At 38.1% G+C, this 13766-nt stretch carries 12 protein-coding genes and 1 pseudogene; all 13 read left to right on the top strand.

Features of this window, described 5'->3' with window-relative positions:
- The first annotated feature begins 214 nt into the window (after positions 1–214).
- The 13 genes and pseudogenes from ACY3LV_RS04645 (at position 215) to ACY3LV_RS04585 (ending at position 13765) form a co-directional block, all read left to right on the top strand.
- Complete coding sequence (locus ACY3LV_RS04645; RefSeq protein ID WP_464863475.1) at positions 215–838, top strand: undecaprenyl-diphosphatase; 624 nt, start codon at positions 215–217, stop codon at positions 836–838.
- 1076 nt (positions 839–1914) lie between these two features.
- Entirely contained in the window at positions 1915–3423 is a 1509-nt protein-coding gene (locus ACY3LV_RS04640; RefSeq protein WP_464863453.1) for an NADH dehydrogenase subunit 5, read from the top strand.
- Between the two features lie 14 nt (positions 3424–3437).
- Positions 3438–6056: a DUF2309 domain-containing protein gene (locus ACY3LV_RS04635; RefSeq protein WP_464863474.1), complete on the top strand. Its 2619-nt coding sequence runs from the start codon at positions 3438–3440 to the stop codon at positions 6054–6056.
- 61 nt (positions 6057–6117) lie between these two features.
- Positions 6118–6639, top strand: a complete 522-nt coding sequence (locus tag ACY3LV_RS04630) for a carbonic anhydrase (RefSeq protein WP_333561325.1) — start codon at positions 6118–6120, stop codon at positions 6637–6639.
- Positions 6640–6702: 63 nt separating this feature from the next.
- Entirely contained in the window at positions 6703–6993 is a 291-nt protein-coding gene (locus tag ACY3LV_RS04625) for a DUF6407 family protein (RefSeq protein ID WP_333561324.1), read from the top strand.
- 52 nt (positions 6994–7045) lie between these two features.
- Positions 7046–7408, top strand: a complete 363-nt coding sequence (locus ACY3LV_RS04620; RefSeq protein ID WP_202329087.1) for a Na-translocating system protein MpsC family protein — start codon at positions 7046–7048, stop codon at positions 7406–7408.
- Positions 7409–7895: 487 nt separating this feature from the next.
- On the top strand, positions 7896–8198 hold the full coding sequence (locus tag ACY3LV_RS04615; protein ID WP_003234907.1) for an ArsR/SmtB family transcription factor: 303 nt from the start codon (positions 7896–7898) through the stop codon (positions 8196–8198).
- Positions 8199–8329: 131 nt separating this feature from the next.
- Complete coding sequence (locus ACY3LV_RS04610; protein WP_333561323.1) at positions 8330–9502, top strand: MFS transporter; 1173 nt, start codon at positions 8330–8332, stop codon at positions 9500–9502.
- 435 nt (positions 9503–9937) lie between these two features.
- Positions 9938–10453 (top strand): HEAT repeat domain-containing protein, encoded by a 516-nt coding sequence (locus ACY3LV_RS04605; RefSeq protein ID WP_333561322.1) that lies wholly within the window; start codon positions 9938–9940, stop codon positions 10451–10453.
- A gap of 4 nt (positions 10454–10457) precedes the next feature.
- Positions 10458–10884 (top strand): annotated as a pseudogene (locus ACY3LV_RS04600) (TlpA family protein disulfide reductase).
- Between the two features lie 247 nt (positions 10885–11131).
- Positions 11132–12109: an alpha/beta hydrolase gene (locus tag ACY3LV_RS04595; RefSeq protein WP_333561321.1), complete on the top strand. Its 978-nt coding sequence runs from the start codon at positions 11132–11134 to the stop codon at positions 12107–12109.
- Between the two features lies 1 nt (position 12110).
- A complete protein-coding gene (ybdJ, locus tag ACY3LV_RS04590) occupies positions 12111–12782 on the top strand; it encodes a two-component system response regulator YbdJ (RefSeq protein WP_333561319.1) in 672 nt (223 codons plus the stop codon).
- Entirely contained in the window at positions 12779–13765 is a 987-nt protein-coding gene (locus tag ACY3LV_RS04585; RefSeq protein ID WP_333561318.1) for a HAMP domain-containing sensor histidine kinase, read from the top strand. The genes ybdJ and ACY3LV_RS04585 overlap by 4 nt, the downstream gene beginning before the upstream one ends.
- The last annotated feature ends 1 nt before the right edge of the window (position 13766 follow it).

The following is a 13766-nucleotide window of genomic DNA, read 5'->3' as shown; positions in this document are numbered from 1 at the left end:
TTAGATGATTTTTGTCTAAGGGTATTTTTCTATTTTAACTAAAGAGGCAGGTAACTAAAAATTATAAGGGGATTCCAATTGATATTGAGTCCCCTTTTTACATAAATGATGTGACACCAATCTTACAAAAATGTAACTTTAATCTCAAATAATGTAATTTGATTCGATGGCAGGTCATCTAATTTTCTTTTACTATGTTCTAAAAAGAGATTGGATGGTGTTGGGTTTGGATATTTCAGAAGTTAATATATCACTGTTTAGACTAGTTAATGACTTAGGAAAAGAATATCCCTTTTTGAATCCTGTATTTAGTTTTATTGCTGAATATATGGTTTTTTTACTTGCACTAAGTGTTCTTTTTATTTGGTTTACAAGAGATACGGATAATAGAATTATGATTCTTTGTGCATCTATCGCTTTCATTTGTGCCTTTACGATAGGGAAGGTTTCAGGGGTGTTTTACTCGAATTATCAACCTTTTGTTGAATTGGGAGAGGTTAATAAACTGATACATAAAGAAAAAGACAATTCTTTTCCAAGTGACCATACAATTTTATTCTTCTCATATTGTATTTCATTCTGGCTCTTTAAGAGAGGCTGGTCAATTTTATGGGTATTGTTAGCTGTTCTTGTGGGAGTCTCCCGTATATGGGTTGGGGTTCATTATCCTTTTGATGTTTTAGCAGGAGTATTAATAAGCCTAGCAGTTTCAACTTTTATATATTTAACATTCCCTAAACTAAATGTTACTCAAACTACCATTAAAATTTATGAAAAATGTGAAAACATACTTCTTTATCGCTTCAAAAGAAAGGAAAATAAGTCAAAAAACTTTTAGATTTATTCAACAATCGGGTGCAAATGTTCAAAAAATCGTAACCTAAAATGATCAAATTTTTTATAAAGATTCCATCTGTATTCAAAACTGTAGAATCCATTTTGATCTATCTTTTTTTCTAAATGGATTCTTTAAATTTGCCGTAAACTGAAGGTTCATGTGTTATTTTTGATCATCCTTTATTTCAAAGCTACAGTTTTAGCCAAAGGGGTTTTTTGTTTTAAAGATGGCTATGTTTAGTTTTACAGATATTTAGAATTGCCATAAGAATATGAAAATATAAAGAAGGTATTTTCAAGGAAAGTGACATCTACGGAGAAATTGGGGAATTCTAGCTATAACAATATCCACAACAGCTAGTTCAATTTCTTGGTCGTTAAGGCTGTTGAAAATAAAGTAGGAACCAGTATTCATTTATAGTTCCTAATTGAACTCAGTTATTTACTAAACAAGAAAATAGAAAATGATTATAAAATTTTTCTTGTATTTTAAAAAATTAAAGTGATAGATATTATAAGCCTTGGATAAAGATTCAGGATGTATATTTAAAGGGAAAGAAGGATTTGATACTTCATTCTCTGTATTCCAACAGCTTGACAATATTTAAAATTTAGCATATCTTATACGTAACTTAATAATCGGTGCAGATGTTTATTTTCGCCATTCTAAATCATTAGGCCTTTAGCATTCTTTTGATATTTAATTTTAAATCTTGACTGGATGAAAAAGTATTCTAATATTAAAAAGGAAAAGTAACATAAATCGATTTATTTTATAATCAAGGACTAAATGAAAGTTTTAACGATGATTCCTTTAGAAGGAAGTTAAAATATAGCTTAAAGCTAAATGACCAATAATAAGGTAGCTCTTCAAAAAACTTCACCGAAGTTAGTTGAAGTGAAGCCGACAATTTTCAAGATTCAATGATCTAAAATTATCATTGAAATTTTGAAGTTGTCGGTTTTTTTATTGGAAAAAAGTAGAGATGAATAAAAATTGTAATAAATGATAGAAAAATATGATCTGACTTAAAGGTCTTTTGAACATTAATGACATTTAAAAAGGGAGAAGTTAGAATGTTAGTTTCGTCATCATTATTAACATTATTTTTTATTATGCTTATTGCATCTGGGATAAGCGGACTATTGTTTTTACATCCACGCGTACCCTTGAGTTTTGTTCGCATTCATATTGGTATTTTGGCTTTACCACCGTTGGTATCATTGGTAATTATTACCAATGGCAGTATGAATGGAAATGTGGGCCCTTGGTACTTTGATTCCTTAGCTTGGTTAATGGCTTTCTTTGTTTTAACAATTGGCCTAATCATTCAGCGTTTTTCTGTACGTTACTTAATGGGGGATCGATCCTATCGAAAATATTTTGCGCTTTTTACTTTCACGACAGGTGCTGCTTCAATTGCATGGTTAAGTGGTGATCTCCGCCTGATGGTTGTTTTTTGGGGAGCAACTCTTGTCGGTTTAACCTTACTTATCAGGTTAAACAGTGCTTGGCAAGTGGCTAGTGAAGCAGCCAAGGTTTCTGGCCGCTTATTTTTGTTAAGTTGGTTTTCTTTGTTTTTCGCGATGATTTGGCTTTTTCAAGTCACAGGCCAATGGCAGTTATCATTGGTTTTAACAAATGAAAGTTTAGCTCAACTGGGGGGATGGGAGAGAACAGGGATTAATCTATTGATTGTATTAGCAGTGATCATTCCCGCAGCTCAATGGCCATTCCAAAGATGGTTAATTGAGTCTATTGTTGCTCCAACTCCCGTTTCTGCGATTATGCACGCAGGTTTAGTCAATGCAGGCGGGATTATACTAGCCCGGTTTTCACCTCTATTTAATGGTGGTATAGCTTCGATTATTTTACTTATGCTTGCTGGGATCTCTGTATTGATTGGAACTGGCATTAGTTTAGTCCAGGTTGACTATAAACGCCAGTTAGTAGGCTCCACGATTGGACAAATGGGGTTTATGCTCATTCAGTGTGCATTAGGTGCGTATGTAGCAGCCATTATTCATCTTATTTTACATGGTTTATTCAAAGCTACGTTGTTTTTACAAGCTGGTTCAGCAGTACGGTCTCATGAAGTATCGGCTGGCGCTAATAAAGGAACATCCTATTTATGGATCATGGCTGGTCGGATTTTATCCTTAGTTATAGGGGTTTCTTTTTGGCTCACGGCTCCTGGTGAGGGGTATCAATTCATTAGTGCGCTAATCTTAGGGTGGTCATTGTCCGTTTCTTGGACTCAGCTCGTAGCTTTTGGAGAGGGGAGACTTGGCCGAATTGTTGGCTTAACATTTTTAGGAGGAGCAGCTCTCGTATATTTTATCATTCATAGCCTCTTCTATGAGTGGTTGCATACAATCGCTTTTCAAAGTGTTCAGCCTCCAATGTCAGCTGTGATCATTGTCGTATGTCTCTTACTATTTGGCAGTGCTTTAGGTACGTGGGTTGCTCGTCATCGTTCTTCAGTTTTCTTCGCAGTACTCTATCTTTGGTTAGTGCGATTAGGTGAAGCAAAACCAAAGACAGTAGAGAGACATCCAGACTACCTTAAACAATATTTATCATAAGGAGGTCATCAATGATGGGCATTACATCCGTATTAACGAAAGAAAATGTAAAAAACAAAGATATAGATCTTGATGTTCAAGATAGTGATATTCACGTTTTAATTGAATCTGCCAGCCGAGTGATTGCGCCGCTTTGGCCTATTTCTACCTTTGCTGCACGCAATCCGTGGATGGGACTTGAAAACCAACCTTTTGATCAGGTTGCAAGCTGGTTGAAAAATACCCGTGATGTTGATATATACCCTAGTGCGTCTTTGATCCATTCAGCAAAGAATAAAGGTGAGATTGATGAAGATTTTGTGGAAATGGGGCTGCAGAGTTGGTTGGATTCACATTCCTTTACTATCCCGCGGGACGCGGCAGAACGATTTTGTCGTGCTGGATTAAAATTAGATCCACTGCCTTCCGACCTTTTATCATCGCATAAGCTGGAGAAATTGGTGAATGAATGTAGTGGATTGGATCGTATCGAGACTATTTTTATGCAGCCAATAAGTTCATATATAGAGAATCAAGATGGTGAAAGGTTAATCAATATACTAGATCATCATGTCATTAAGTGGTGTAAATTATATCTTGATGACTCTCAAGCAGGTTGGACAATGCCCAATCGTGATGAAGGTTTTTATCGTGCTTGGCAGCATCTGATTCAATATGATCCAGCACTTAGTAAAAAGCAGCGTGAAAGGTTAAAAGGCTGGCCGCAAGAGGCACATTTGGCTTTACAAGAAGCATTATTCGCACTAGAAATCCCCGAATCAGAAATCCAGCGTTATCTTGAAGGTCATTTACTTTCCTTACCTGGATGGGCAGGGATGATGCTTTGGCGCTCCCAACAATCGAGCCATGAACATGCACTTCTAACAGAATATTTAGCAGTTCGAATATTGATGGAGCGTGCCCTTGTAAAGCCTTATTTACCTTTGGCTAATCAACGACCTGAGAAAAAAATGTCGATTACTTCCCTTTTAGCAGCTTGGATCCATTGGGGGGGCCTTGCAATAGAGGAATGGTCACAGATGTCGGCCGATGAACAAAACGAATATTTATCATTTGCCTACAGCTTTGATGAGAACCTTCGCAGGAAACTTTGGTTAGAAGCTTGGGAACAAACACACACAGATCGTTTAAGTCAGAAGATCATCTCGAAACAACATGAAACCAACGGTAAAACATCTGCGTTAGCTCAATTCGCATTCTGTATTGATGTACGATCAGAACCTTTTCGCCGTCACCTAGAAAAAGAAGGTCCGTTTGAAACGATTGGTATTGCTGGTTTCTTCGGGGTGCCGATTGCAACTTGTGAACTTGGCAGTAAACACAGTCATGCCTCCTTGCCGGTCATACTAAAACCGCAACATAAAATAAAAGAGTTCGTAGAAGATGATGTACTCGAAAAATACAACCAACGCAAGCAGGCAGTTTATTCCGTAAGCCATACATTTAAAACGATGAAACAGAATGTGCTTACGAGCTTACTTCTGCCTGAGCTAAGTGGACCTTGGCTAAGTCTGCAAATGGTAGCGCGTAGTTTTGTACCAAGAAAAGCAGATCGTTTCATTCGTCATCTCCGTGAGACTTGGTTACGCAAACCTGATACAAAACTCTCGCTTCATCATGTTTATGACACAGAGGCAGAGATACCTGTTGGTTTTTCTGAAGAAGAAAGAGTGAACTTTGCTCGCCAAGCTCTAAAAATGATGGGGTTAACTGAGAATTTCGCACCTTTAGTCGTGATTTGCGGGCATGGCAGTCAAAGCACCAATAATCCTTATGCAGCAGCTCTTGACTGTGGTGCCTGCGGTGGAGCTGCCGGCGGATTCAATGCAAGAGTTTTAGCTGCTTTATGTAATCTTTCAGAGGTAAGAGAAGTTCTTTTAACTGAAGGAATTAAAATCCCTGAGGATACCGTTTTCGTAGCCGCTGAGCATAAAACAACAGTGGATGAATTACATTGGATTTATGTTCCTGAACTTTCCGAAGCTGCACAAGAAGCATTTGATCGTATCGAAGCTGTTATGCCGAAAGTGAGCCATAATGCAAATGCAGAACGTCTAGCCCAGTTACCGAATTTCCAAAAGGAACTTAAAAATCCGAAGGCTGAGGCACACCGATTTGCGGGAGATTGGAGTGAGATACGTCCGGAATGGGGACTAGCTCGTAATGCCGCTTTTATTATCGGCCAACGTGAACTAACTAAGGATTGTGATTTGGAAGGAAGAGCCTTCCTTCATAATTATGATTGGAATCAGGATGAAAGCGGTGAACTCCTAGCAAATATTATTGCAGGGCCTGGAACTGTGGCCCAATGGATTAATTTACAATATTACGCATCAACGGTCGCACCTCATTATTATGGCAGCGGAAATAAAGCAACTCAAACCGTTACTGCAGGTCTCGGAGTTATGCAGGGGAATGCAAGTGACTTGTTAGCCGGACTGCCTTGGCAATCCGTCATGCAATCAGATCAAGAGGTTTATCATTCTCCTCTTCGTTTGCTGGTTGTCATCCAAGCTCCTAGAGAATATGTAGACCGGTTATTAAATAATGATTCAGTATTTCGAGAAAAAGTTCAAAATGGATGGATTCGACTGGCTAGTGTTGATCCAGATGGACGCTGGGAAAACTGGTAACTATTCATATGGATTCGTTACTCAATACAAAAATGATAAACATAAAGAAGAGGTGTGCTGTATGAATGTAGATAAAAAAGTATTATTTTTGACGGACATTGAAAACGGCTTGGAGCCTATTTTACAAGAAGTGACGAACACTCCAGCGGAAAATATGCTGACGATACAAAGCTATGGTGCAGCTATCTCACATCCCTATGGAGAAATCATGAGGTCTGTTATCATTGCAATTTATCAGGAAGATGTTGAGGAGGTTTTTGTTGTAGGCACAAAAGATAAGAGGACTTCCACAGGCAATGTACGAACTCAACTTGAAACAATGAAAGATAAAGTACAAACATTGGATTATCTTTTTCAAAATTGCAAGCCTGAATTTTTTGGTGGTTCGGTCGATGAATGGCTAAGTGAAGATAGTAGGAGCTGTATTGAAAAAAGTGTTGAAATCATTCGTCAACATCCACTAGTGCCGTCCTATGTTAAAGTTAAAGGTTTAATCGTTAATCCAAAGGATGGAACATCTTCAATTGTGGATGTTCCTGCTGCTAAAACAGGTCAAGCCTCACCTGATCATTGCTTGTCATGATGAAACGGAAGGAGTTAACCTCTAAGCGCTCATATATGGAAAAAGCAGTTTTAAGGAGAAAGTATGGCCGCGAATTTAACTGATTTTGTAACGAAAACAATAGAGGAAATGAATCCGTTTGATCGTGAAAATATAGAATGTATGAAAAAAGTAATGAGAAAAGCAATCGATTTTTATCATTTGAAATCTTATGAAGAAGTTGAGGAAACCCACTTAGGAAGCGTTCGATTTTTGCATGTACACTCTATTATTGAAGAAAATATGTTATCCAAAATGATAGTCGTCACAAGAAACAGTAAAACTGATTTGGATGTTGAAGATGTATATGCAGGACATGTTGTAAGAGAATATTAATCAGACGAAATAACGAATATGCCAATTTTTTTGCTCAGGAGATGTTTTATAAATGAAAAAATCGAAAGGTTCTTTTGAATCAGAGATCAGTAAGTCAATTACGCAATGGGAAAAGGATTATCTTGGGCGTGGGTCTGTATCTGTTAAGACCGATATCTTGCGGGACATGATCATTGTTAATTTAAAAGGAATTTTAACACCAGCTGAATATGCAGTTTGTGGATCAAAAGAGGGTATGTTATCTATCAAACAAACTCGTTCGGAGTTAGTTGAATCAGGTATAGAAGAACTTAAGGATATTATCCTGACGATAACCGGAGAAGAAGTGACAAGTTTTCATACTGATTTAAGCTCTCGGACAGGTGAACGAGTGATGGTGTTTAAATTATTTAATGATTTAGAGAAGAATCTTTGATGTAAAGAATTAAAATGTTTTATAAACAATCTATTCAAGCCCAAGTGGAGGGCTGAAGCATTCAAGGTTGTAATATTTTACCTTTTTAAACACGATGGAAGTTATGATAAATTGAACATAATCAGCTGCCGCTTCTTTTGACTTACAGTTACGCCATCATTAATGATTTTTAATTCATAATCTAAGCGGACGCAAAGAGATATCAATTTATAGCACACTGTCTAGTTATTCCTGAAGACTCAATGGTTTCATTTCGAAAGATCTAACATCCGCTTTTGTTACGAGCGGATGTTTTTTTACATCAATTTAAATAATGAATTTGATGCTAGTGGATTGATCACTTGATCGATATTAAACTCATTTTAACTGGAAGTCATGAAAACATCCTTCGGAACTGAAATAAGTTTTCAAATTTTTAATGTCTAAAAAGAAGTCAGTCACCAAAAAACGAATTGACATATCGGAATATAACGATATAATAATCGGTATGGAACCAATTGAAGTATTCAAAGCCTTATCAAATGAATCAAGGCTGCAAATTTTACAATGGCTGAAGGAGCCTGATCGTCATTTTGCACCCCATGAAGGGATTGATATGAACACAATCGGGGTATGTGTCAGTCAAATAACAGACAAATTGAAAATGACGCAATCGACGGCTTCTCAATATCTTACCATCCTTTTAAGGGCCGGCTTGATTAAGGCGGAACGAATCGGAAAGTACACGTATTACAAAAGAGATGAAGAAGCCATTGGGAAACTTGCTGACTTTCTTAAAACAGAGATATAAAAAATAAACATTAAAAGATGTTTATTTTTTACACTATACATATCGACATATTACGATGTGTTTATTTTTTAATTATTACATCGACATTTCGTGATATGTTGTTTTATTAATGATTAAGGAGTGAATGTTTTATGTCTAACACTTGGAAAATTTACATTTTAGCCATTGTCAGCTTTTTAGTTGGAACCTCAGAGTATATTATTTCCGGTATTTTGGATCACATTGCTCATACACTAGGGATAACCTTGGCTGCCGCGGGCCAGCTTATTACGATCTTTTCACTTGTATATGCTCTTTCCACACCCGTACTTATGGCATTGACAGCAAGTATGGATAGACGCAGATTGATGATGTATGCCCTCGGTTTGTTTGTGTTTGGCAATGTCCTGGCTTTTGTACTGCCTGGTTATGGATGGTTTATTGCTGCTCGGATCATTATGGCGATGGGAGCAGGTGTGGTTGTTGTCACCGCATTAACGATTGCCGCTAAGATTGCACCGGAAGGGAAGCAAGGTAGTGCCATCGCTACTGTTGTTATGGGATTTACCGCTTCTTTAATCATTGGTGTTCCGCTTGGAAGAATGATAGCAGTAGCATTAGGCTGGAAGTCTGTATTTGGTGCAATTGCTTTGTTGGGATTGATCGCAATGGCCGTTATATTCTTTACTCTTCCGCATACTGAAGGGGATAAGCCTGTACCTTTGCTTCAACAGCTTGCTCTTTTCAAAAAACGGAAAGTGGCTATGGGATTATCAATCACTTTCTTCTGGCTCGGGGGATATTCTGTTGCTTATACCTATCTGTCACCGTATCTCTTGAACATTTCAGGTATAAACGGCAAGCTGCTTAGCGGTGTTTTGCTTATGTTTGGAATTGCCAGTTTAGTTGGATCGAAGTTTGGGGGATTTAGCACCGACAAATGGGGAGTGTCTTTTACACTTGTTGGCGGAATGACATTGCATATCGTCGCACTGATTCTGCTGTCATTTGTCACTCATTCCTATATCGGTGTGTTGGTGATTCTGATATTATGGTCGTTTGCCGCATGGTCTACCGGTCCGACACAGCAATTTCATCTAGCTACAATAGAACCGGAAATGTCAGGTGTTTTGCTCAGCATGAATCAGTCCATGATGCAACTCGCCATGGCAGTCGGCGCAGGGATAGGGGGAGTTTTTGTAGAAAACGTATCATTGGCTTCGATTACCTGGATTGGTGCATCAGGGGTTATGATTGCAATTATGGCATCATTGCTGATTTTTAATTCACAACCGAAACAGGCGCTAAAAGATATCAATCAATAAAACATTGCTTTGTGTTATTTCATGGAACGAACTCTGCGGAATAATGTTTTGTGAGAGTTTAATTGACTTTAATATATATAATCTATGTGAAGCGGTTATTTTTAGATCATTAGAAACTTTTTAAGATTCTATAAGATGAATTTGATGAATAAGACCTCTTTGGTTAACTGACCAAAGAGGTCTTTTGTGTCAGCGCTTAGCAGGTGTGAGATAACCTTTAAAAGGGCGACAGAGTTTCTTATAGTGGGACTGATACCAACTGATAAACAAGTTAAGACTAGTATACGATGTTAAAACGGCCAACTTGTTGGCTCCTCACAGGATTATTTACAGTGTTTGTAGTATTTAAATGTTGATTGGAAGATAATTCAATTTCTGACATATCTTTATGGGATATGCTGAGTGTCTGTTATCAAACGGGAGAGGGGCTCTATTATGAAATCAAATGGTCATGAATTGTCGCTGTCTGTTCAGAATTTAGCGAAAACAAATGAGATCACAATTGTTCAAGCGATAGGGGAGTTAAAGAAATCAGGAAAAGATGCGATACCTATTTTGGTTGAGGCCTTAAAAGAGGAAGGATCTTTACGTAATATTGCTGCGGCTGTTTTAGGTGAGTTTGGGGAAGACGCGAGTGAAGCAGCGGAGGAGCTATCATGTTTATTAAAAAGTCATGCCGAAGATACAAGAATGGCCGCTGCCATTTCACTCATGAGAATCGGGAAGCCCAGTCTGCCCTTTGTCATCAAAATTGCTCAAGAAAGTGAAGGACAATCGTGCTTTTGGGCTTCTTGGTGTATCGCATGGATCGATCCTTCTTACATTGAACCGAAGATGTATGAATACCTAAAACGCGAGCATGAACACCCTTCAGGAATGGTTGCTCCGTTTGCAGCTGAAGAAGCATTAGGAAAGCTGATTGCTTTTCAGCTGAAAGACAAGGGGGATTGAAAGGATGAAAGCTGAACAAATAATGAAAGTATGGCCAATTCATTTACCCTGGTTGAATCAATCACAGATTGATTTGACATGTCCAAGTGGCACATATCATCTTCTTTATTTTTGGTCAATGAGCTGTCCAAACTGTCACCAATTAACAGATAAAGTCCTTCAAGATATAAAGGATATGAAATGTGAAAGTAATCGGAGTACATGTCCCTTACATAGAAGAAGAGAAATCTATGGAGGTTGTCTCGACGTATGCTCTTGATAGGGGAATAGATATTCCGATTGTATTAGACCAAAACTATGAGATTGTCACAAGTTGTCACGTACAAGGTATTCCTAGCTTTTGTCTATTAAGTCAATACGGGCAGATCGTAGCTAAAACAATGGGGGATGTTGGTTGGGGTAAGATGGTAAAAAAGATTAATGGCTTGTGAAGTTTTCCGTCTTGTAAGTATGACGTCAAACAGTTGAATATTACGATCAAACGACCCTTCCTATAAGCAGGAAGGTTTTTTATGATGAACTATTTGCTATTAGTGGGTAAATTCATGTTCTGCCTTGCTCCCAATGTACACCTTTCCGTAAGGGCAAAGTCAAATGTCAAAATAAAATCTTTTCAATATTAATCAGAAATTTATTTTCATATCGTATCCTTTCCGTATCACGTGAAAGGAGCATCATATGAAAACGTTATGGAAAGTACTAAAAATCGTTTTTGGTGGCTTGGCTGCTTTGGTTTTACTTGTATCCGTCTCGGTATTTATTTACCACCATTATCAATTAAATAGGGAAGCAACATTGTTAAAAGGCAAAGGCACAGTAGTCGAGGTTGATGGTAAAAAGATGAATGTGTATGAAGAGGGGAGCGGGAAGGATACGTTTGTGTTTATGTCCGGTTCGGGGATTGCTGCGCCGGTTTATGAGATGAAGGGGCTGTACAGCAAATTTTCAAAGGAAAATAAAATTGCTGTTGTAGATCGGGCTGGTTATGGATACAGTGATGTGTCTCACGATGATAGAGACATTGATACGATACTGGAACAGACAAGGGAAGCGCTTATAAAAAGCGGAAATAAGCCTCCATATATTCTAATGCCTCATTCCATATCCGGGATTGAAGCGATGTATTGGGCACAGAAATACCCCGAGGAGATCAAGGCGATTATTGCGATGGATATTGGATTGCCCCAGCAGTATGTCACGTATAAATTGAGCGGGGTTGACAGACTGAAAGTGAGAGGGTTCCATCTGTTAACGTCGATTGGTTTTCACCGGTTTATGCCTTCCGCTGTATATAATCCTGAAGTGATTCGACAGTCGTTTTTAACCGATGAAGAAAAAGAAATCTATAAAGCTATTAATTATAAGCAATTTTTTAATGCCGATATGGAGCATGAGCTTTTAGAGACTTACCAAAACGGCAGCAAATCTGTGAATCTGCCGGCGCCAAAAGAAACTCCAGTCTTGATTTTAGATGCGGTTTCTGGCCAAAATAGACATTCAAAGTATGCCATACAAAACCGAAAAGATTATGAAGCGTTTGCGGCTCAATTCAATACAGCCGATATAAAGGAACTGAGGGGAACACACAGTATTTATTTATATCAGCCTGATCAAATATATAAACTCTCCATGGAGTTTATGAGAAAGGTTCGCTAGGATGAAGGGTTATCATATTTTAATCGTGGAAGACGATGTGACGATTGGTGATTTGCTGCAAAAGATTTTGCAGCGTGAGGGGTATCATGTGATGTGGAAAACCGATGGAGCGGATGTACTTTCGGTCATTCAGAAGGTGGATTTGGTCATTATGGATGTGATGCTGCCGGGTGAGGACGGATATCAAATGTCTGCCAAAATCAAAAAGCTGGGGCTGCGCATTCCGGTCATTTTTCTCTCGGCCCGCAATGATATGGACAGCAAGCTTCAAGGTTTGCAGGTCGGCGAGGATTATATGGTGAAGCCTTTTGATCCGAGGGAGCTGCTGTTAAGAATGCAGAATATGCTTGAGCATCATTATGGCACCTTTACGCAAATCAAACATTTGTATATTGATGCGGAAACCAAAAAAGTGTTCAATGAAAGCCTGCATGATGAGGTGCTGTTTACTGCAATTGAGCGGAAAATTTTCTTTTATTTATATGAAAATAGGGACAGCACCCTGACAAAGGAACATTTCTTTGAATATCTGTGGCAGCTCGAAGACAGAAACCCGAATATCGTCAATGTGCACATTAAAAAAATCAGAGCTAAAATCAATGATCAAGCGGGTGAGATGATTGAAAATATATATGGAGAAGGGTATCGGCTGAATACCGTTGTGAAGAAATGAAGCTCAAGACAAAATATCAGTTGTTACTATGTACCGCCGTCATTAGTGTTCCGGTGCTATTGCTGGCGGTTAGCATTTTGATGTCGGTCATTTATGACAGCATGTTTAAACCGATGAATCATGGTATGCCTTTTCACACGTCTTTTGCGTATCCAGCAATGCTCATTGTATTTTTGTTATCACTCTTATTGTTAGCTTTTTTATTTTCAAAGTCGATTCATTCTCTGCTGCATAAAATCAATCTATTGAATCAAACCATTCGACACCTGGCGAGTGATCAAAAGGTGCCTGATAAAATAGAAGTGAAACGCGCTGATGAAATCGGGGAACTGATTAAGTCGGTCAATTTGTTAATTGAACGGACGACATACCGTGAACTGGAACTGAGGCAGCAGGAGGAAATCAAAAAGGAACTTTTGCAAAAACTGAGGCATGACATGAATACACCTTTAACCGCTCTCAGGCTGCAGTTATTTTATTTGGAAGACCAATGTCATGATCAGGCTGTATTCGAATCATTGTATCAGCAAATCGAATATATCGCGGATTTATCAAATGAATTCAATTTATATTCCGCTGAGACGTTAGAAAGTTCTTATATCGTAAATGAAGAAGTGCGCCTAAACGAGCTATTAGAAATAGCGGTGAAAAAGTGGGATTATTTATACAGTATGAATGGGATTGAATTGCACTATAAGCCAGCAGATCAAGAAGTGATATGGATGAGCAACGGGTTATGGTTGCAAAGGCTTTTTGATAATATTTTTCAAAATACGTTAAAGCATTCAAAAGCTGAAAAGATAGATGTTACGATTGAACATGGAACTGTTTCTATTTGTGATGACGGCATTGGATTTGATCGTAATCAGAACAGTGAAGGGCTTGGGTTAAAGATTATTGATGATATATGCAGGCTGCTGTCGATTACTTATGAGCTGCAGACAAATGAGAATGGAACGGGGTTCTTGTTTTCGAAAGAGTGAC

This window comes from Bacillus sp. 11C, from assembly GCF_055486375.1.
Note: the sequence above shows the minus strand (reverse complement) of the source record. Positions and strands in the feature narration are given on the sequence as shown.

Coding starts and splice junctions, on each gene's coding strand:
- ACY3LV_RS04645 (WP_464863475.1), top strand. CDS start 215: ATGGTGTTGGGTTTGGATATTTCAGAAGTTAATATATCACTGTTTAGA.
- ACY3LV_RS04640 (WP_464863453.1), top strand. CDS start 1,915: ATGTTAGTTTCGTCATCATTATTAACATTATTTTTTATTATGCTTATT.
- ACY3LV_RS04635 (WP_464863474.1), top strand. CDS start 3,438: ATGGGCATTACATCCGTATTAACGAAAGAAAATGTAAAAAACAAAGAT.
- ACY3LV_RS04630 (WP_333561325.1), top strand. CDS start 6,118: ATGAATGTAGATAAAAAAGTATTATTTTTGACGGACATTGAAAACGGC.
- ACY3LV_RS04625 (WP_333561324.1), top strand. CDS start 6,703: ATGGCCGCGAATTTAACTGATTTTGTAACGAAAACAATAGAGGAAATG.
- ACY3LV_RS04620 (WP_202329087.1), top strand. CDS start 7,046: ATGAAAAAATCGAAAGGTTCTTTTGAATCAGAGATCAGTAAGTCAATT.
- ACY3LV_RS04615 (WP_003234907.1), top strand. CDS start 7,896: ATGGAACCAATTGAAGTATTCAAAGCCTTATCAAATGAATCAAGGCTG.
- ACY3LV_RS04610 (WP_333561323.1), top strand. CDS start 8,330: ATGTCTAACACTTGGAAAATTTACATTTTAGCCATTGTCAGCTTTTTA.
- ACY3LV_RS04605 (WP_333561322.1), top strand. CDS start 9,938: ATGAAATCAAATGGTCATGAATTGTCGCTGTCTGTTCAGAATTTAGCG.
- ACY3LV_RS04595 (WP_333561321.1), top strand. CDS start 11,132: ATGAAAACGTTATGGAAAGTACTAAAAATCGTTTTTGGTGGCTTGGCT.
- ybdJ (WP_333561319.1), top strand. CDS start 12,111: ATGAAGGGTTATCATATTTTAATCGTGGAAGACGATGTGACGATTGGT.
- ACY3LV_RS04585 (WP_333561318.1), top strand. CDS start 12,779: ATGAAGCTCAAGACAAAATATCAGTTGTTACTATGTACCGCCGTCATT.